This window comes from Rathayibacter sp. AY1H3 (assembly GCF_002932015.1).
In genome coordinates, this window is the sequence record NZ_PSUU01000001.1 from 159,849 (window position 1) to 178,500 (window position 18,652).

An 18,652-nucleotide genomic window follows, 5' to 3' on the forward strand; every position below is an offset into this window, starting at 1 on the left:
GCTCCCCGGCACCTGTCGATGAGGCGCATTCGCAGGGGCGGGTCGGCCCTACTTGAGGGTCTTCTGCAGCAGGACGGTGCTGAGCCAGCGCTCGAACTTGAAGCCGACGCGGCCCATCCGGCCGACCTCGACGAATCCGAACTGCGCGTGCATCGCCAGCGCCGCCTCCGCGCCCTTGTCGGCGATGACGGCCATGATCTGACGGATCCCCACGGCCTTCGCGCGCTCGAGGAGCTCGGCCATCAGCGCCCGGCCGAGCCCCTTGCCGGTGGAGGCCGCCCGCAGGTAGATCGAGTTCTCCACGGTGAAGCGGTACGCCCGCTTGGAGGACCACGGCGACACCATCGCGTAGCCGAGGATCTGGCCCGACGGCGAGACGGCCACGATGAAGGGCAGCCCGAGCTTCTGGTTGCGGGAGAACTTCGTGCGCCACTCCTTCAGCGTCGAGTCGTCCTCGTCGAAGGTCACCACCGTGTTGCGCACGTAGTGGTTGTAGATCTCGCGGATGTCCGGGAGGTCGGCGTCGCGGGCGTCGCGGATCTCGAACGAGAAGCCGGGCTCGGGAGGCGGCGCCTTCCGCAGGTGCGGCGGCAGGACGCGCCGGCTCTCGTACTCTTCCTCAAGCATCCGGCTCTCCTTCGGCTCCGCCCATCGATCCGGGCCAGCGTAGCCGCCCCGCGGGCGAGCGCCCGGTCACGCGAGAGCGCTCCAGTCGACCGGCTCCGCGCCGCGCTCCTCCAGGAGGGCGTTGGCGCGGCTGAACGGCCGGGAGCCGAAGAAGCCGCGCGAGGCCGACAGCGGGCTGGGGTGCGCGCTCTCGATCACTCCGGCCTCCCCCAGCATCGGGCGGAGCGACGCGGCGTCGCGGCCCCAGAGGATCGCGACGAGAGGCGCGTCCCGGGCGGCCAGCGTGCGGATCGCGTGCTCGGTGACCACCTCCCAGCCCTTCCCGCGGTGCGAGGCGGGAGCGCCGGGGGCGACGGTGAGGACCCGGTTGAGCAGCATCACGCCGCTCGAGGTCCAGCCGCTGAGGTCGCCGTGCTCGGGCGGCTCGACGCCGAGATCGTCCCGGAGCTCGCGGTGGATGTTCTGCAGGCTCCCCGGCAGCGGGCGCACGTGGCGCTCGACCGCGAAGGACAGCCCGATCGGGTGCCCGGGCGTCGGGTACGGGTCCTGTCCGACGATGAGGACGCGCACGTCCGCGAGCGGGGCGGCGAAGGCGCGGAGCACGTCGCGGCCCGCGGGGAGGTAGGGCCGACCGGCCGCGACCTCGCCGCGGAGGAAGTCGCCCATCGCGGCGATGTCCCCGGCGACGGGGGCGAGCGCCTCCGCCCAGCCCCGGTCGATCAGTCCCGAGGCCGCGAGCTCAGCGAGGTCCACCGGGTCAGCCCGCCGCGAGCGTCGCGACGACGACTCCGGCGTCGCTGCCGCTCACGCGCCACACCGAGCCGGCGCCGCCGACGCGGAGCGCGCCGGTGCCGACGATCAGCACGGTGGACTCGTCGAGCGCGACGCCGCCGTCGACCAGGCCCGCCTCGACGGCCGCGACCAGGCGGCCGAGGGTCCCCCACTGCGCCGCGTGCACGTCGACCGTCACGTCGATGAGGCCGATGCCCTCGAGCACCGTGACCTCGTCGAGCTCCTCCGCCGCGCCCTCCGGGACGACGGCGACGCCGCCGATCCGGTGGCCGCCGACGAGGGCGCGATCGGCCGCGACGGCGGCCCCCGCCGAGTAGCCGGCGTACGGCACTCCGGAGGAGACGACATCGCGCAGCCGCGGGAAGCAGGCCTCGAGCGCGTCGCGGTAGGCCGGGGTCAGCCCTCCGCCGACGAAGATCCCGTCGACGTCGTCGAAGACCGCGGGATCGATCCGGCCGCCCTCCGGCTTCATCACGGCGAACGCGTCGAGCGGGCCGACCGTCGCGAGCAGTGCCGCGTAGCCGGCGTAGGCCTCCGGGCCGAGCCCGTCGTGGACGACGACGATCGCGATGCGCGGGCCCTCGATCCGGCCGGCGTCGACCGCGTGGGCGCGCGCCTCCGCGAGGAACGCCCCGTACAGCTGCTGGTCGTGCTCGACGCCGCCTCCGCCGCCGATCAGGTGGACGCTCACTCGTCGTCCTCGGCGAGGGCTCCGTCCACCGGGGGCAGAGCCGACCAGGGGAAGACGATCCAGCGCGGGGTGCGGCGCCAGAAGAAATCGGGCTCGAGCACCGTGCGCGGCTTCGTGTACAGGGTCACAGTGCGCACCTCGGCACCCATCGCGCGGATGAGCTTCACCGAGAGGGCGAGGGTGTGGCCGGAGTCGGAGACGTCGTCGACCAGGAGGATGCGCTTGCCGCGCACGGACGCCTCGTCGAGCAGCGGCGGCAGCACCACGGGCTCCGCCAGGCGCGCCTCGACGCCGGTGTAGAACTCGACGTTCAGCGCGCCGCAGCTCTTGATGCCGAGCGCGTAGGCCACGGCGCCCGCGAGGAGCAGACCGCCGCGCGCGATGGCGACGACCAGCTCCGGCCGGTAGCCCGACGCGACCACGTCGTCGGCCAGGTGCCGAGCGGCGTCGCCGAACTCGAGCCAGCCGAGCACCTCCTTCTCCGTGGCGGCGAGGAGGGCGGCGGAGTCGTCGGCGTCGGAAACCATGAGGGACAGCCCAGCCCGTCGCGGCCCTCCTCGTCCCCGCCGTCAGGCGCGCGGGGCCAGGGGTCCCTTCGCGACCTTGTGCGGGGCCGCCTGCGCGACCGGCTTGATGGTCACCAGGTCGAGGTTGACGTGGGCGGGGAGCTCCACCGAGGAGACGATCGCGGCGGCGACGTCCTCCGCGACCAGCGGGTCGGGGACCTCGGCGTAGACCGCGTCGGCGCGCTCCCGGTCGCCGCCGAAGCGGACCAGCGAGAACTCGTCCGTGTGCACCATCCCCGGCGCGATCTCGATCGCTCGGATCGGCTCGCCCGCCAGCTCGAGCCGCAGCACGGCGACCAGCGCGTGCGCGGCGTGCTTGGCGGCGTTGTACCCGCCTCCGCCCTCGTAGGCGACGTGGCCGGCGATCGAGGTGACGGTCACGATGTCCGCGGAGGTCCCGCTCCCCCGGATCCCGGCCCGCAGCAGCGGGAGCAGCGCGCTGGTCACGAGCTTCACCGAGAGCACGTTGATCTCGAACATGCGGCGCCAGTCCTCGGGGTCGGACTTCTCGACCGAGTCGAGTCCGAGCGCACCGCCCGCGTTGTTCACGAGCGCGTGCACGGGCCCGGAGGAGGCGAGGTGGTCGCGCAGAGCGTCGACCTGGGCGGCGTCGGTGAGGTCGGCGGCGAAGTACCCGGCGCCGGTCTCGGCGGCGAGCGCCTCCAGCCGGTCGCGCCGGCGCGCGACGGCGACGACCTCCCAGCCGTGCTCGCGGAACAGGCGGACCGTGGCCGCCCCGATCCCTGAACTCGCTCCTGTCACGACAACGCGTCGATCCACGCCCGTCCCCTTCCGTCAAGCCTCGGACACCCTCGACTCCGTCGTCGCAGCCCAACGCTAGTCTGGCCGCGTGCCGCCCGCCGACCCGGTTCCCGCGACTGCCGGGACAGCCGTCACCCCGAAGCGCCGCGTGCCCCTCTGGGACAACGCGCGCTTCGTCTGCGTGACCCTCGTCGTGATCGGGCACGGCGTCCAGAGGCTGACGGCCAACTCCGACACCTCGCTCATCGTCTACCTGACGATCTACGCCTTCCACATGCCGGCCTTCGCGATCATCTCGGGCTACTTCTCCAAGAGCGGCGCACCGAGCGGGCGCGCGATGCGGCGGGTGCTGACCGACATCCTCCTGCCCTACCTGATCATGGAGACGATCTGGACCCTGGTGCAGTTCCTGGTCGAGGGGAAGCAGGAGTTCAACCCGACGAAGCCGAGCTGGACGCTGTGGTTCCTGCTCGCGCTGGGCATCTTCCGCCTCGTCCTCCCCTACCTGGCGCTGCTGCGCTGGCCGCTGCTGATCAGCGTGGTGCTCGCGGTCGGGGTCAGCTACTACGACAACATCGACTCGACCTTCTCGCTCGCACGCGCGATCGGGATCCTGCCGTTCTTCGTGTTCGGCTGGCGCCTGCGCGGCTTCGCCCCCGGCGGCCGCTCCGCCGTCGACCGCTGGCTCGATCAGCCGCCGTCGCGGGTGCTCCTCGCCCGGATCCTCGCCGTCGTCCTCTTCGCGGTCACGGCGGTCGTCATGACCGTCAACATCGAGGCGTTCCGAGCGGCGGACCTGCGCTACTGGTTCTTCTACGACCGCCCCTACGACGCCCTCGGCGAGACCCAGTGGTGGGCCGGGCTGGTGCGGCTGGCCCTGATGGCCGGAGCGGTCGTGCTCTCGCTCGCGCTCTTCGCGATGGTGCCCCGCCGCCGCACCCCGCTCACCGCCTGGGGGCAGTCGACGATGTACGTCTACCTCCTCCACAGCTTCGTCCTCTATCCGCTGCGGGAGTCCGGGATCCTCTCGCGGACGGAGAGCACGCTCGCCCTCGTGCTGATGATCGTGTTCTGCGTCGCGGTCTCGGTCGCGCTCTCGCTGGGCTGGACCCGCACCGTCTTCCACCGGCTGGTCGAGCCCCGCGCGGCCTGGCTCTTCGCCCCGGTGGCCGACGAGAGGCCTCCGCGCCCGGACCGCGCAGACCCTACGGGCGCCAAGCGCGACCGGCAGCCCGAGCGGCGCTGACGGCCGTTACCCCGTGTGTCGGCGGTCCTGGCCGCCCGGGGGGCCCCCGCGTACGCTCGTCGCGACGGAGAACGGCCCCGTCACCGACCCCGACGATCCGATGGGAAGCACCATGACCGACTCCGAGAAGTGGCAGTTCGAGACCAAGCAGATCCACTCGGGCGCCGCGCCGGACCCGGTGACCAAGGCCCGCGCGACGCCGATCTACCAGACCACCTCCTACGTCTTCGACAACGCGGAGCACGCCCAGAACCTGTTCGCGCTGGCCGAGTTCGGGAACATCTACACCCGCATCCAGAACCCGACCCAGGCGGTCGTGGAGGAGCGGCTCACCGCCCTCGAGGGCGGCTCCGGCGCCCTGCTGCTCGCCTCGGGCCAGGCCGCCGAGACCGCGGCCGTGCTGAACATCGCCCAGGCCGGCGACCACATCGTCTCGTCGTCCTCGATCTACGGCGGCACCTACAACCTCTTCAAGTACACCCTCGCCAAGCTCGGCATCGAGACGACCTTCGTCGAGAACCAGGACGACCGCGAGGAGTGGCGCCGCGCCGTCCGTCCGAACACGAAGCTGTTCTTCGCCGAGACCGTCGGCAACCCCAAGATCAACATCCTCGACATCCGCACCGTGGCCGATGTCGCGCACGACGCCGGCGTGCCCCTGATCGTGGACAACACCATCGCGACGCCCTACCTGATCCGCCCCTTCGAGCACGGCGCGGACATCATCGTGCACTCGGCGACGAAGTTCCTCGGCGGCCACGGCACGGTCATCGGCGGAGCGATCGTCGACGGCGGCCGCTTCTCGTGGACCGCGAACGCTGAGCGCTTCCCCGGCCTCACCACGCCGGACGAGTCGTACCACGGCGCCGTCTACACCGCCGCGGTCGGCGACTCCCTCGCCTACATCATCAAGGCCCGCGTGCAGCTGCTGCGCGACCTCGGCGCCTCGATCGCCCCGGCGAGCGCCTGGCAGCTCATCCAGGGCATCGAGACCCTCTCGCTCCGGATCGAGCGCCACGTGCAGAACGCGCAGGAGATCGCGGAGTACCTCGAGAACCACTCCGACATCGCCTCGGTGAACTACTCGGGCCTGCCCACCTCGCCCTGGTACGCCGCGGCCAACCGCTACGCGCCGAAGGGCGTGGGCGCGGTGCTCTCGTTCGAGCTCAAGGGCGGAGTGGACGCCGGCCGGGCCTTCGTCGACTCGCTGGAGCTGTTCTCGCACCTGGCCAACATCGGCGACGTCCGCTCGCTCGTCATCCACCCCGCGTCGACCACGCACTCGCAGCTCTCGCCCGAGCAGCAGCTGACCGCCGGCGTCACTCCGGGCCTGGTGCGCCTGTCGGTGGGACTCGAGAACGTCGACGACCTCCGCGCCGACCTCGACCAGGCCCTCCGCGCCGCGCGCGCCGTCGTCGAGGCCTCCCGCGCGAACGCCTGAGGCCCCTCGGCGCCCTGACGGGGTCCCCGTCCTCGGGGATCGCGTCGGGGCGCTCCGCGCGCGGGCGGAGGAGCGCGGGAGCAGGGCGTAACAAACGGCTCCGCCCCGCGGCGCTCTGACACGATGGACAGCGCTATGGACTGGCAGCAGACACTCGAGGACACGGTCCCATCGGCGCTCGTCACCGAGCGCCAGCTCCTCTCGGTCATCGGCAAGCCGCCCGCCACCGGAGCCTGGCGCGACGGCGACCACCCGGGCGGACGCCGCTTCGTCGACCTCGGCCCGTTCGACTTCGAGGCGGGCGGCCGCCTCCCCCACGCCCGCATCGCCTACGAGAGCTGGGGCGCGCTGAACGAGCGCAGGGACAAAGCCGTCCTCGTCCTGCACGCGCTGACCGGCGACTCCCACCTGCTCGGCCGCGGCGATCCCGGCCACGCGACGGACGGCTGGTGGTCGGGACTCGTCGGCCCCGGCCTCGTGATCGACACCGACCGCTTCTTCGTGGTCGCCCCGAACATGCTCGGCGGCTGCCAGGGCTCCAGCGGTCCCGCGTCCCTCGCCCCCGACGGCCACGAGTGGGGCGCACGGTTCCCGTACACGAGCATCCGCGACCAGGTGCGGGCGCAGGTGCAGTTCAGCGACCTGCTCGGCGTCGAGCGCTGGCACACCGTCATCGGCGGCTCGATGGGCGGGATGCAGGCGCTGGAGTGGGGGATCGACCACGCGGAGCGGGTCGCGCGCCTCGCGGTCCTCGCAGCTCCCCCGCGGGCCACGGCCGACCAGATCGCCCTCAACTTCGTGCAGCTCGAGGCGATCCGCAACGACGCGGCCTTCGCGGGCGGCTCCTACTACGACGCCGGCGACGGCCAGGGCCCGTACCACGGCCTCGCGCTCGCCCGCCGGATGGCACTGCTCAACTACCGCAGCCCCTCCGAGCTCAACGACCGCTTCGAGCGCAGCTGGCAGTCGGGGCTCAGCCCGCTCGGCGGCGGCGGCCGCTTCGCCGTGGAGTCGTACCTCGACTTCCACGGCAACAAGTTCACGCGCCGCTTCGACGCGAACAGCTACATCACGCTCGTCGAGGCGATGAACTCGCACGACGTCGGCCGCGGCCGGGGCGGCGAGGCGGCCGCCCTCTCCCGGATCACCAGCCCGACCCTCGTCCTCGGCATCGACAGCGACCGGCTCTTCCCGGTCGAGGGCCAGCGGATCATCGCGGCGCACGCTCCCGGCGCTCTCGACGGCGGAGAGGTCGCGGTGATCACCTCGACGTTCGGCCACGACGGGTTCCTCATCGAGGACGACGCGGTCGGCGCGCACCTCGCCCGGCTGCTGGCGCATCCCGCGACGGCCTGACCCGCCCGACTCCGGCGCGGTTCGACGCCCCGAACCGCGCCGACCGGCCCGGCCAGTGGCTATCGTGAGACGGGGGCCAGCCCCGCGCCACGACCGGAGGGGGCCAGAGCGTGCCGATGATCCGCAGCGCCCGCGAGCGCGATCGGCTGCTGCGCCACTCCGCCTGCGGGATCGGCCTGCTCACGGAGGCGGGGGCGCTCGGCATGGCCCTCATCCCCGGGACACTCCAGCCCGCCGCCGTGCCGTTCGCCGTCGCGCTGCTCCTGGGCATGATGGCCGCCCACGTCGAGCTCGCACGGACGGGGCGCCGCAGCCGAGTGATCGCCGTCGCCGTCGGCGGCCTGCTGCTGGGCTGGGGCCTCGCGCTGGGGCTCGCTCCGGGCGCCGACTTCGCCGGGTTCGTCCTGGTCAACACCGCGAACGCCGTGACCGCGAGCATCGCCGTGGTCGTGACGACGTCCGCGCGCCGACTGCTCCTGCTGCTGCCGGTGCTCCTCCCGAGCCTCATCCCGTCGGTGCTCGTCTCGAGCGGCACCATGATCCCCACCGTGGTCGTCCAGAGCCTGCTGCCCTGGGGCACGCTCTGCGGCTTCGCCCTCTGGATCGGCACAGCGGTCCCGCGGGTGGTGCGGCGGATCGACAGCATCGGCAACGCCCACCGCGTGGAGCGCCTCGCCAGCGAGACGGAGGCGCAGCGCCGGCAGGGCGCGCGGCTCCTGCACGACACTGTGCTGGCCACCCTCACGCTCCTCGCGCACTCGGGCCGCGGAGTGTCGGTCGACGCGCTCCGGCAGCAGGCGGCGCAGGACGCGCAGCTCCTGCGCCAGCTCCGGCTCGGCGGGACCCCCACCCCGAGCGCGTCCGGCTCCTACCAGCTGACCAGCGTCACCTCCGCCCCCGCGGCCAACACCCTCGAGACCGTCCGCAACCGCTTCGGCCGGATGGGGCTCGACGTGATCTGGCACGGCTCCGGCCAGGTGGCGCTCACCGGCGCGGCCCTCGACTCCTTCGTGCTCGCCCTGGCGGAGTGCCTCGAGAACGTGCGCCGCCACTCCGGCGTCGCCTCGGCCGACGTGACGATCACCGAGGACGAGACGACCGTCCGCGCGATGGTCACGGACGCGGGCGCGGGCTTCGACATCGCGACCGTCCCCGACACGAAGCTCGGCTTCAAGGAGTCGGTGATCGCCCGGCTCGGCGACGTCGGCGGCCGCACCAGACTGTTCAGCGCCCCCGGATCGGGGACGACCGTGGTGCTGGAGGTCCCCAAGTGAGCCCCGCGCCGGAGTCGCGGGCCCCGCTGCTGGGACGCGTGCCCGCGACGCACGGCCGCTCCTCCCGGTCCGCCCGCTCGGTCCGCCGCCAGCAGGAGGGGCTCGGCACCAACTACCTCGGCAGCGGCCTCAACGGCATCGCCGCCGCGATCCTCGCCTACGAGCTGCTGATCTTCCTCTCGACCTCCGCCCGCTACAGCGACCTCGCACCCGCGGCGATCGCCTGGGTCCTCGTCGTCCTGGCCTTCGGGTCCACCGTCCTCGCGATCCACCTCGGCGGACGCCGCCTGCCGCTCCCGGTCTACCTCTGCTTCCTCGTCGCCGTCGGAGCCGCCGTCGTGCTCGACCTGGTGGCCGTGACCGACTCCGGCGCGGCCCGCACCGTCCCCACCGCCGCGGTCGCGGGCGCCGTCGCGCACGCCGCGCTGATCGTCCACCGGCGCGGGATCGAGATCCTCGCGGTGAGCGCCCTCGTCGCGATCGCCGAGGTGATCGCGTTCCTCTCGATGGAGTCGGGCGGCGCAGGCGCGCTCTCGGTGCGCATCAGCGCCCTCGTGGTGACGATCGCGCCGGCCGTCGTCGTGGTCGTGATGATGCGCGGATTCCGCCGGATGGTCCAGCTCGAGATCGACCGCGCCCTCGTGCAGAGCACCACGCTCGGCCCGCGCTACGCGGTCGGGATGCTCGCCTCGGAGGAGCTCGCACGGCTCGACCTCGCCGCCGAGCGCCTCCTCGCCGAGGTGGGCGACGGCTCGGTCCGCCTGCCCCTCGACGCCCAGCGCGCCGCCCACGCGACCTCGCTCGCCACCCAGCTCCGCCTCCACCTCATCGAGGGGCGGCGCGAGACCTGGCTGCACCATGCCGTGCTCGAGTCCGAGCTGCTCGCGCCGCTCGTCGAGCTCGACGACCCGGACGGCACCGCCGGACTCCTCGGGCACCAGCAGCGCGACGGGCTCCTCTCGGCGATCTGGCTGATGGCCGACAGCGCGACCGGACTCGCCGTGGTCCTCCACGTCGAGTCGGGCAGCCCCCGCGATCCCGGAGCCGGGACGGCCGCCCGAGGACTGCTCGTGCCGATCACGCTCCGCTCCTCAGGCGCGCCCTTGCGCGGCGTCGATCCTGCGACGTGGGAGGCTATCGCTCAGGTCGGCGTCTTCCGCGACACCTCACGCGACGGGGAGCTCCGGATCGAGATCGACTGCCTGGTCGAGAATCCCGCCGACCGGTGAGCAGCCGCCGAGAGACCGCCGACGACCGCCGACCGAAGGACACCGATGACACCCACCGCTGACGCGAAGATCACTCTCGCGGTCGTGGACGACCACAAGATGCTCCTCGGAGCGCTCACGGAGTGGATCCGCGGAGCCGCCTCCGACATCCAGCTGGTGGCCGCGGTCGCCTCCTGGCCCGAGCTGCTCACGCACCCCGAGTTCCCCGTCGACGTCGTGCTCCTCGACCTCGACCTCAAGGACAACATCCCGATCTCGGTGAAGCTCTCGACCCTCAAGACCACCGGGGTGAAGACCGTGCTGATGAGCACCTACTCCGAGCCCGCCGTGGTCCGCGAGGCACTCGCCTCCGGAGCCCTCGGCTACCTCGTGAAGACCGAGGACGCGGACATGATCGTCGAGGCGATCCGCGCGGCCAAGGACGGCCACTCCTACATCTCGCACGAGCTCGACATGGCGCTCTCCACCGGCGACTCCGACGGAGCGCCGAAGCTCAGCGCGCAGGAGCGCCGCGTGATGGCCCTCTACGGCGGCGGCGAGCCGGTCGCGTCGGTCGTGTTCGAGCCGGACATTTCGGAGGACCCGGCGAAGACATACCTCAATCGGATCCGCGAGAAGTACCGCGTCGTCGGCATCGACGTCGGCACGAAAGTGGCGCTCCGCAAGCGCGCCATCCACGACGGGATCCTCATCGAGACGGACTGAGTCCTCTTCCGTGGCGGTCCCTGCCCACCACGGCGCGGTCGGCTTCACGACGTGGTGCGTTCCGCGGAGCGAGGTGCGTCGCCCGGCATCGATCCGCTGGCACGCGCATCGCTGTCGGCGGGCTCCACGAGGGCGCGGCGGTCCCCGCCCGCCGCGGCGCGGTCGACTTCAGGACGCGGCGCGCTCCGCGGAGCGAGGTGCGTCGCCCGGCATCGATCCGCTGGCACGCGCATCGCTGTCGGCGGGCTCCACGAGGGCGCGGCGGTCCCCGCCCGCCGCGGCGCGGTCGACTTCAGGACGCGGCGCGCTCCGCGGAGCGAGGTGCGTCGCCCGGCATCGATCCGCTGACACGCGGATCACTGTCGGCGGGCTCCACGAAGGCGCGGCGGTCCCCGCCCGCCGCGGCGCGGTCGACTTCACGACGTAGTGCGTTCCGCAGAGCGGGGCGCGTCGCCCGGCATCGATCCGCTGACACGCGGATCACTGTCGGCGGGCTCCACCTCGTCGAGCGGCGGCCACCTGCTCCTGCGATCGAGCAGGGCGGGCGTGCCCGAGTCGTGCCGGTCAAGTAGCCGCGGGACGCGGCCTATCGAGAACCGCCAGGCACGGACAACGGGTCGCTGCTGGTCGAGAGGCCGCGGGACGCGGGGCATCGAGACCCACCGGACCGGGACTGCGAGTGCTCCTGCGGGCCCGCGTCAGGGGGCCAGGACGGCGACCGTCATGCCGGGCGTCGCGGCGGGGGCGTCCATCGCGGCGAGAGCGGCGGGCAGGTCCTCGAAGGCGATGGTGCGGCCGACGGAGTCGGCGGGGCGCAGACGGCCGGCGACGACGTCGTCGAGGAGGGCCGTGTAGCCGCTCCGGGCGATGCCGTGGCTGCCCAGCAGCTCCAGCTCCTGGGCGATGACCCGGCCGAGCGGGATCGCCGGTGCGGCGTCGGGCCCGAGGAGCAGACCCACCTGCACGTGCCGGCCGCGCGGACGCAGGGCGGCGATCGACGCCTCCGCGGTGACCCTGCTGCCGACGGCGTCGACCGCCAGATGCGCCCCTCCTCCGGTCGCCGCCCGGATCGCCTCGGCGGCACCCTCGCCTCCGGGGACGGTCACCGCCCCGAGCGCGGCCGCGGCCTCCCGCGCCGGGGCGGAGACGTCCGACGCCACCACGCGGGCCCCGGCCGCGAGCGCGACGATCACCGCGGAGAGGCCGACTCCGCCGCAGCCCAGCACCGCGACCCACTCCCCCGGGGCGACCCGGCCGCGCTCGTGCAGGGCGTGGTACGCGGTCCCGAAGCGGCAGCCGAGACCGGCCGCCTCGACGAAGCCGACGGAGTCGGGCAGGCGCACCAGGTTCAGGTCCGCACCCGGCACGGCCACCGCCTCGGCGAACGACCCGTCGAGGGTGAATCCCGGCTGCTGCTGGCGGAGGCACCCCTGCGTCGCCCCCTCCCGGCACTGCTCGCAGTCGCCGCAGGCGAACACGAACGGCGCCGTGACCCGGTCACCGACCGCGAAGAGCGACACCTGGGCTCCCGTCGCGATCACCGTCCCGGCGAACTCGTGCCCGGGGATCTGCGGCAGGACGACCGAGTCGTCGTGCCCCTTCCACGCGTGCCAGTCGCTCCGGCACACCCCGGTCGCCGCGACGCGGACGACGACGCCGTCGACGGGGCAGACGGGCTCCGGGACCTCGACGATCAGGGGGAGGGCGGAGAAGGACGAGTAGCTCACGGCGCGCATGCCCAGCGTCTTCCAGATGCCCTAGCCGCGCTCTGCTTACAGCGCGTCGACCGGGATGCCGCCGGTGCCCGGCTGGGCGGGCTCGCGGTGGACCGGGTAGACCGTGCCCCGGGCGCGGTCGATCGCGATGCTGCCGAAGGCGAGCACGATTCCGGCCGCGGTCAGGCCCACGCCGACCCAGATGGGCGACAGGTAGCCCAGTCCGGCGGCGATCGTCAGGCCGCCGAGCGCGGCACCCACCGAGTTGCCGATGTTGAGGGCGGAGTGGTTGAGCGCGGCCGCGATCGTCTGGCTGTCGCGCGCCACGTCCATCAGCCGGGTCTGGATCGCGGGCGACGCGGCCGCCGAGAAGCCCGCCGAGAGGAACGCGAACACCACCAGCCCGACGACCGACGAGGCCGACAGCGCGAGCCCGATCAGCGAGACGCCGACGCCGGCGAAGAACACCACCAGCGCCCGCCGCACGTCGCGGTCGGCGGCCCAGCCGCCGACGAGGTTGCCGACGGTCATCCCGAGGCCGATGACGACCAGGATCCACGGGACCGCGCCGAGCGGCAGGCCCGTCACCTCGGTCGCGAGCGGCGAGATGTAGCTGTACATCGCGAAGAGTCCGCCGAAGCCGATGGCGCCGACGAGCAGGGTCATCCAGACCTGCAGGCGCCCGAACGCCCGCAGCTCGTTGCGGACGGTCGCCGCCGGATTCCCGGGTTGCGCGGGCACCAGCAGCTGGACGGCCACGACGGTCAGCGCGAAGAGCACCGCGACCACGAGGTAGGCGCTGCGCCAGCCGGCCACCTGCCCGACCCAGGTGATCGCGGGCACGCCGATGACGTTCGCGATCGTGAGCCCGGAGAGGACGAACGCGACTCCCTTGCCGCGCTTGCCGGGACCCATCAGGTCGGCGGCGACCAGGGAGGCGATGCCGAAGTAGGCGCCGTGCGGAAGCGCGGCGACGAAGCGCGCGGCGAGGACGAGCGGGAAGCTCGGGAGCAGCGCCGAGCCGATCGTCCCGACGGTGAAGGCGACGAGGAGGGTCAGGAGGAGCCTCTTGCGCGGCCAGCGCGCCGCTGCGGCGGCGATGGTGGGGGCGCCGACCACGACACCGAGCGCGTATGCCGAGATCAGCATCCCCGCCTGCGAGACGGCCTGCTCCTGGCTCGCGGCCCAGACCCCGGGGAGGAGGTCGGCGGCGAGCTGCGGGAGGAGCCCCATCGCGACGAACTCGGTCGAGCCGATGCCGAAGCCCCCCATCGCGAGGGCGAGCAGGGCGAGGCGGGTCCGAGCGGGCGAGAGCGTCACCGGTCAAGGCTACTCAGGATCGGACGGATGTCGAATCGATTCGAGCACGCCCGGACACGAGAGGTCGTGGCGGGGACCCGCTACTCCCCCAGCGCGTCGTTCAGCCGGGCGATCTTGCCGTCGATCTCGCCCGAGTAGCCGGGGCGGATGTCCGCCTTCAGGACGAGCGACACGCGCGTCCCGAACGCTCCGACGGCCTCCGTCGCGCGCTTGACGACGTCGAAGACCTCGTCCCACTCCCCCTCGATCTCGGTGAACATCGAGGTCGTCCGCGACGGCAGGCCGCTCTCGCGGACGATGCGGACGGCGGCGGCGACGGCGTCATGGACGGACGCGTCGGGCGCCTCGCCCCCGGACGGTGCGACCGAGAATGCGACGAGCATGGGTGCCTCCTTGACTGCGCGCACCGCGTGCCGGCCCCGCGCCCTCCGAGCCTACGAGCCCTGGGGCGCCAGGCGGGTCTCGCCGGTCAGCGACGACGCGGAAGTCGTGGCGCCGGGTGCGACGACCCGCGCCGTCCCCATCCTCCACAGCTCGCGCAGCAGCCAGCCGAGCAGCACCACGAGGAGGATGTTCCGCACGGTCAGCACGAGCACCATCCACCAGTGCGACCAGAGGAGGAAGAGGTAGAGGTACGGGTAGACCACCTGGGTCAGAGCCGCAGTGACGAGCGTCAGCTTCGCGGGCCGGTCGAACGCGCCGTCGCGGCACGCGATCAGCCCGGCGATCACCGGCGGCGCGAGCCAGACGATGTACTGCGGCGAGAGCACCTTGTTGGTGTCGATGAACACGACCACGAAGGTCAGCGCGAGCAGCGGGAACAACCTGGCGGGGTCGGCCCGGCGGGCGAGAGCACGGGCACCCAGCAGGGCCACGCCGAGCATGGCCAGAGCGAGCAGCGGGGTCATCAGGCTCGCCGCGAACTCGGTGCCGGGCCCGTGCATCTCGAAGGTGTTGATGTCGGCGGCGTAGTAGACGTAGCTCCCCGATCCCGGGAGTACCGACAGCCACATCCAGGGAGTGCTCACGACGGCCTCGATCTGGAGGCCCCGATCGGTCTGGTCGGTGACGAAGCTGAAGACCTGGTCCCCGCCGCCGACGAGGACGACCGCGAGCACGATGATCACGGAGGCGACCGCGGGGACGAGGATCATCCGCAGCCGTCCGCGCAGGACCAGCACGGCAGCGGCGAGGATCGCGGCCGGCCACACCTTGATCCAGGTAGCCACGGTCAGCAGCAGCGCCGCGACGCCCGGACGGGTCGCCGCCCAGAGCATCCCGGCGATGGCCGGCGGCGCGGTGAAGGCGTCGATGCGGCCGATGGCGATCGGCCCGAGGAGGACGAGGAACAGCAGCCACCAGCGCGCCGCCGCGAGGCGCGGTGCCGACCGGCCGCGCAGCAGCAGGGCGAAGGCGGCGGCGTCGGCGAGCGCGACGAGGACGAGCCACATCAGGTCGTAGCCCGCCGAGCCGAAGAGCCAGGAGGCGGCGATCGGGCCCCAGGCGAGGATCGGGTAGACCCAGCCCGTGTCGATCCCGGCGATGCCGCCGCCCTCGACGGCGGTCCTCATCCACTCCTTGTAGACGATGCTGACGTCGCCCATCGGCAGACCCGGAGCGAACAGCGCCAGGAGGGAGAGCACCACGTGCACCAGCGCGAAGGCGCCCCAGAGCACGGCGACGGAGTCGCGGTTCTCGCGCAGCCGGGCGAGGGGGCGGGAGGACGCTCGAGGAGGGGAGGACGGCACCGCGTCATTGTAGAGGGGCCGCTGAACGGGACCCTGGCAGCACCTGAGCCCGCCTGAGAGCGCCGCTCCCGCCGGGCATCGGTCCCCGGCGGCGTCGGTCGCCGCCGGGCGTCAGCAGACGGCGTCGCGACCCGACGAACTCAGTAGCCGGCGAACGCGTCGGTGCGGATCCGCTTCGCCCCGGCACCGCGCAGGGCGCCGCGGACCGAGTCGACGAACGACGGCGACCCGGAGACGTAGCCCACGCGGCGGCCGGCGTCCGGCACCGCGTCCGCGAGCAGCTCGGCGGTCAGTCGGCCTGTGACGTGCGACCACCGTGCGGGCAGGTCGGTCGGCGTCTCCTTCGAGCAGAGCACGACCCGGGCCCCCGACTCCTGCAGCAGGTCGCGGTACGCGACCTCGGCGAGGCTCGGCACGGCGACCACGACGACGACGTCCCGCCGCGGACCATCCGCGAGCGAGCGGAGCTGACTGGCGAACGGGGTGATCCCGATGCCGCCCGCCACAAGCAGCAGCGGCACGGTGGGATCGGCCGGCAGGACGAAGTCACCGCCGACGCTCGTCGCCCGGAGCGAGTCGCCGGGCTCCAGCGCGGCGAGGGCGCGCTTGAAGCTGCTCGCCTTCTCCGGCATCCGCAGGGCGATCGCGATCTCGCCGTCGGACGGAGCGGAGGAGACCGAGAAGGTGCGCCGGCTGCCCCGGCTGTCGGCGCGGTGCGGCAGGTCGAGCTCGAGCCACTGGCCCGGCTCGAAGGTCAGCGGCGAGCGGGAGCGGAAGCGGTACTCCGCGATGCCCGGCGCCAGCACGCGGGTAGAGGCGAGCTCGAGCGTGTGCCGCCGACGCTGGCGGAATGCGAAGGCGAACGCGAGGGCGTTGCCGACCACGAGGCCCAGCTCCGGAGTGGCGGAGACGACGCCGATGTGGAAGGGGACGCTCGCCACGAGCGCTGCGACGACCGCGATGATCAGCTGCTGCGAGCGGCGCGGCGCGAGCGTGAGCGGCTCCGTCAGCATGAAGGCGCCGGCGAAGACGAAGGGGTAGGCCGTGAGGACCAGAGCCGCCGCGGCGCCGAGGTCCTGGCCGTTCTGCACCGCCTGCTGCACGGAAACCCCGCCGGCGACGACGACGAAGACGGCGAAGACGGCGAAGCGGCGGACCCGCGCGACGATCAGGAGGGAACCCACGACGACGAACGGCCAGATCGCGCCACTGGCGATCCACCAGGCTCCGGCGTTGAGCCCGGTGAAGCCGATGATCAGCACGGCGACCGCGGCCGGGTTGAAGAGGTGGCGGCCCCGCCAGGCCAGGACGTACTTGGACGCGGTGGCGATCGCACTGACTAGCGCGATAACAGCGAGCCCACGAAGATCGGCCGTCTAGAAGAACAGGTAGGCGATCAGCAGACCCGTTACGAGCGAGGAATCCAGATGCGCGCGGCTGCGGAACAGCCGCGCGAGGACCGCGCTGACCAGGGCCGTCGAGGCGACGGCGACGAGCGTCGTGCCGAGGATCTCGAGCGGCGTCGAGAAGATCAGGCCGGCTGCGGCGTAGCCGACGGCGACGAGCAGGAGCGCGGCGAGCGTCATCCAGACCAGCCGGTAGGTGGTGACGCGGCCGAAGGCGCGGTCGAAGGCGCGGTCGAAGGTGCCGATCATCGGAAGACCTCTCCGGGGAAGGAAGACGAGTAGTGGAGGGTGCCGTCGCTGCGGACGCGGACGAACTCGAAGTCGAAGCGCTCGGCGAGGGCCTCGGGCGGACAGACGAACAGCGCGGTCGCGAGCCCGTCGGCGACGAGGGCCGTGTCGGCCACCGCCCAGGCGGCGACGATGCTCTCGACCGGAGCTCCGGTCCGCCCGTCGAGGACGTGGTGGAGGCCGCTACCCCAGGCGCGGCGGTTGCTCGCCGAGCCGCAGAGCGCGCGGTCGCCGGGCACCGCCACTCCCAGTGCGCTGCTCGGGTCCCACGGGTGCTCGAGGCCGACCCGGACGGGTCCGGCTCCGATGCCCCGGAGGTCGCCGCTCGCGTCGACGACGGCGGGCCCGACTCCGTCGAGCTCCTCGAGGACGAGGTCGACGAGCTGGCCCTTGCCCGCGGCGCCGACGTCGACGACGGTCCCGGGCTCGACCCGCAGTCCCGCCGCCCCGCGTCGGGCGGCGGCCCAGGAGGGAGCGGGGACGGCGGGTCCGCGCGGGACGAGGGTGTACGCGGAGTCGTAGCCGAGCTGCTCGAGAGAGCCGCCGACGAAGGGGGTGACCGCCCCGCCGGTCAGCTCGTCGAGCACGTCGTACAGTGCGAAGAGGTCGGCCGCCTCGTCGGGGAAGACGTGCTCGCCTCCGACCCGCAGCTGCGAGACGGCGGAGTCGTCACGGAACCGCGACCAGGTGCGGTCGTACTCCGCGATGCGCGCCTCGACCCGCGAGCGGTGGGAGGGCTCGAGCGGCTCGGCGGTGTCGATCTGCCAGCCGGTGCCGATCGCGTCGAACCGCCACGCGTGGCCGAGGACCGTCGGGGCGTCAGGCCGTGGCATCGGCCTTGATGGTCTCGACGGCGTCGTTGAAGCCGCCGGAGGTGAGGGAGGACCCCGACACCTTGGAGACCTTCAGCTCGTCGAGCTGCTTGCCGACGACCTCGCCCGCGATACCGCCCGCGAAGCGCGACTGGTACTGCTGGCCGGTGGGGTTCTCCGACTCCGGGGTCACGGTCACGTCGGTGACGACGCCGTCGGCGAGGGTCAGCGAGACGCCCACCTTCTCGTTCCCTCCGGGCGAGGTGTAGGCGCCCTCGGCCTCGTAGGTGCCGTCGGCGTAGCTGCTGCCGCTCGCGGCGGAGGACGCGGCGCCGGTCGCCTCGGGGGCGGAGCTGGTGGCGGTGCTCGGAGCGGTGGTGGTCGCCGCGTCGGCGGCGTCGCTCCCGGTCGTGGTGGTGCTGGAGCAGGCGGCGAGCGCGGCGAGGGTGCCGGCGCCGGCGAGGAGGGTCAGGGCGTAGCGGGCGGGAGTCGTGGTCTTCGCGGTCATGTCTGTTCTCCTGGTCAAGGCGGACGCGGCGGATCCGACGGTAGAGGTGCTCGCTTCGAGCACCCGATGAGGCGGCGGTGCGGAGCCGGTGAGCCGGGCCGCGGGCGTCGCTTCCTCCAGGACAACGGCGGCGGTCCCGGTTCGGTTCAGCGCTCGTCCAACGGGC

Annotated in this window: 19 protein-coding genes; 6 read left to right on the forward strand and 13 right to left on the reverse strand. The window is 73.1% G+C overall.

Going from position 1 to position 18,652, the window contains the following annotated elements:
- Positions 1–48: 48 nt before the first annotated feature.
- The 5 genes from C5C33_RS00730 to C5C33_RS00750 form a co-directional block, all read right to left on the reverse strand.
- Entirely contained in the window at positions 49–627 is a 579-nt protein-coding gene (locus C5C33_RS00730; RefSeq protein WP_104260159.1) for a GNAT family N-acetyltransferase, read from the reverse strand.
- A 66-nt stretch (positions 628–693) separates the two neighbouring features.
- Positions 694–1,380, reverse strand: a complete 687-nt coding sequence (locus tag C5C33_RS00735; protein WP_104260160.1) for a uracil-DNA glycosylase — start codon at positions 1,378–1,380, stop codon at positions 694–696.
- Positions 1,381–1,384: 4 nt separating this feature from the next.
- Complete coding sequence (locus tag C5C33_RS00740; protein ID WP_104260161.1) at positions 1,385–2,110, reverse strand: peptidase S51; 726 nt, start codon at positions 2,108–2,110, stop codon at positions 1,385–1,387.
- Positions 2,107–2,637 carry a phosphoribosyltransferase gene (locus C5C33_RS00745; protein ID WP_104224441.1) on the reverse strand — a complete coding sequence of 177 codons (531 nt, stop codon included), beginning with the start codon at positions 2,635–2,637 and terminating at the stop codon, positions 2,107–2,109. Before C5C33_RS00745 ends, C5C33_RS00740 begins: the two co-directional genes overlap by 4 nt.
- A 42-nt stretch (positions 2,638–2,679) precedes the next feature.
- The gene (locus C5C33_RS00750; RefSeq protein ID WP_258069147.1) at positions 2,680–3,456 is read right to left on the reverse strand and encodes an SDR family NAD(P)-dependent oxidoreductase; all 777 of its coding nucleotides are present in this window, start codon (positions 3,454–3,456) and stop codon (positions 2,680–2,682) included.
- 70 nt (positions 3,457–3,526) lie between these two features.
- Between C5C33_RS00750 and C5C33_RS00755 the strand changes: the two genes are divergently transcribed.
- The 6 genes from C5C33_RS00755 (at position 3,527) to C5C33_RS00780 (ending at position 10,689) form a co-directional block, all read left to right on the forward strand.
- Positions 3,527–4,684: an acyltransferase family protein gene (locus C5C33_RS00755; protein ID WP_104315117.1), complete on the forward strand. Its 1,158-nt coding sequence runs from the start codon at positions 3,527–3,529 to the stop codon at positions 4,682–4,684.
- Between the two features lie 112 nt (positions 4,685–4,796).
- A complete protein-coding gene (locus C5C33_RS00760; protein ID WP_104225507.1) occupies positions 4,797–6,125 on the forward strand; it encodes a bifunctional o-acetylhomoserine/o-acetylserine sulfhydrylase in 1,329 nt (442 codons plus the stop codon).
- A 135-nt stretch (positions 6,126–6,260) separates the two neighbouring features.
- On the forward strand, positions 6,261–7,481 hold the full coding sequence (locus C5C33_RS00765) for a homoserine O-acetyltransferase (RefSeq protein ID WP_104260164.1): 1,221 nt from the start codon (positions 6,261–6,263) through the stop codon (positions 7,479–7,481).
- Positions 7,482–7,597: 116 nt separating this feature from the next.
- A complete protein-coding gene (locus tag C5C33_RS00770) occupies positions 7,598–8,755 on the forward strand; it encodes a sensor histidine kinase (protein ID WP_104224445.1) in 1,158 nt (385 codons plus the stop codon).
- A 38-nt stretch (positions 8,756–8,793) separates the two neighbouring features.
- A complete protein-coding gene (locus C5C33_RS00775; protein ID WP_146085725.1) occupies positions 8,794–9,984 on the forward strand; it encodes a hypothetical protein in 1,191 nt (396 codons plus the stop codon).
- Positions 9,985–10,029: 45 nt separating this feature from the next.
- Entirely contained in the window at positions 10,030–10,689 is a 660-nt protein-coding gene (locus C5C33_RS00780; RefSeq protein ID WP_104260165.1) for a response regulator, read from the forward strand.
- 698 nt (positions 10,690–11,387) lie between these two features.
- On the opposite strand, the gene C5C33_RS00785 is transcribed toward C5C33_RS00780, so the two are convergent.
- From C5C33_RS00785 to C5C33_RS00820, 8 genes are all read right to left on the reverse strand, one after another.
- The gene (locus C5C33_RS00785) at positions 11,388–12,425 is read right to left on the reverse strand and encodes an alcohol dehydrogenase catalytic domain-containing protein (protein ID WP_104260166.1); all 1,038 of its coding nucleotides are present in this window, start codon (positions 12,423–12,425) and stop codon (positions 11,388–11,390) included.
- A gap of 36 nt (positions 12,426–12,461) precedes the next feature.
- On the reverse strand, positions 12,462–13,676 hold the full coding sequence (locus tag C5C33_RS00790; protein WP_104260233.1) for an MFS transporter: 1,215 nt from the start codon (positions 13,674–13,676) through the stop codon (positions 12,462–12,464).
- A 128-nt stretch (positions 13,677–13,804) separates the two neighbouring features.
- The gene (locus C5C33_RS00795) at positions 13,805–14,107 is read right to left on the reverse strand and encodes a thiamine-binding protein (RefSeq protein ID WP_104224449.1); all 303 of its coding nucleotides are present in this window, start codon (positions 14,105–14,107) and stop codon (positions 13,805–13,807) included.
- A gap of 51 nt (positions 14,108–14,158) precedes the next feature.
- Entirely contained in the window at positions 14,159–15,472 is a 1,314-nt protein-coding gene (locus C5C33_RS00800; RefSeq protein ID WP_104225503.1) for a glycosyltransferase 87 family protein, read from the reverse strand.
- Between the two features lie 140 nt (positions 15,473–15,612).
- Positions 15,613–16,734 (reverse strand): ferredoxin--NADP reductase, encoded by a 1,122-nt coding sequence (locus C5C33_RS00805; protein ID WP_104260167.1) that lies wholly within the window; start codon positions 16,732–16,734, stop codon positions 15,613–15,615.
- A gap of 114 nt (positions 16,735–16,848) precedes the next feature.
- Positions 16,849–17,127 (reverse strand): hypothetical protein, encoded by a 279-nt coding sequence (locus C5C33_RS00810; RefSeq protein WP_104260168.1) that lies wholly within the window; start codon positions 17,125–17,127, stop codon positions 16,849–16,851.
- Positions 17,124–17,999 carry an FAD:protein FMN transferase gene (locus C5C33_RS00815; protein ID WP_104260169.1) on the reverse strand — a complete coding sequence of 292 codons (876 nt, stop codon included), beginning with the start codon at positions 17,997–17,999 and terminating at the stop codon, positions 17,124–17,126. The genes C5C33_RS00810 and C5C33_RS00815 overlap by 4 nt, the downstream gene beginning before the upstream one ends.
- Entirely contained in the window at positions 17,986–18,486 is a 501-nt protein-coding gene (locus tag C5C33_RS00820) for an FMN-binding protein (RefSeq protein ID WP_104224453.1), read from the reverse strand. Before C5C33_RS00820 ends, C5C33_RS00815 begins: the two co-directional genes overlap by 14 nt.
- Positions 18,487–18,652: the final 166 nt, after the last annotated feature.

Coding starts and splice junctions, on each gene's coding strand:
- C5C33_RS00820 (WP_104224453.1), bottom strand. CDS start 18,486: ATGACCGCGAAGACCACGACTCCCGCCCGCTACGCCCTGACCCTCCTC.
- C5C33_RS00780 (WP_104260165.1), top strand. CDS start 10,030: ATGACACCCACCGCTGACGCGAAGATCACTCTCGCGGTCGTGGACGAC.
- C5C33_RS00770 (WP_104224445.1), top strand. CDS start 7,598: ATGATCCGCAGCGCCCGCGAGCGCGATCGGCTGCTGCGCCACTCCGCC.
- C5C33_RS00795 (WP_104224449.1), bottom strand. CDS start 14,107: ATGCTCGTCGCATTCTCGGTCGCACCGTCCGGGGGCGAGGCGCCCGAC.
- C5C33_RS00815 (WP_104260169.1), bottom strand. CDS start 17,999: ATGCCACGGCCTGACGCCCCGACGGTCCTCGGCCACGCGTGGCGGTTC.
- C5C33_RS00810 (WP_104260168.1), bottom strand. CDS start 17,127: ATGATCGGCACCTTCGACCGCGCCTTCGACCGCGCCTTCGGCCGCGTC.
- C5C33_RS00760 (WP_104225507.1), top strand. CDS start 4,797: ATGACCGACTCCGAGAAGTGGCAGTTCGAGACCAAGCAGATCCACTCG.
- C5C33_RS00730 (WP_104260159.1), bottom strand. CDS start 627: ATGCTTGAGGAAGAGTACGAGAGCCGGCGCGTCCTGCCGCCGCACCTG.
- C5C33_RS00785 (WP_104260166.1), bottom strand. CDS start 12,425: ATGCGCGCCGTGAGCTACTCGTCCTTCTCCGCCCTCCCCCTGATCGTC.
- C5C33_RS00790 (WP_104260233.1), bottom strand. CDS start 13,676: ATGGGGGGCTTCGGCATCGGCTCGACCGAGTTCGTCGCGATGGGGCTC.
- C5C33_RS00765 (WP_104260164.1), top strand. CDS start 6,261: ATGGACTGGCAGCAGACACTCGAGGACACGGTCCCATCGGCGCTCGTC.
- C5C33_RS00745 (WP_104224441.1), bottom strand. CDS start 2,637: ATGGTTTCCGACGCCGACGACTCCGCCGCCCTCCTCGCCGCCACGGAG.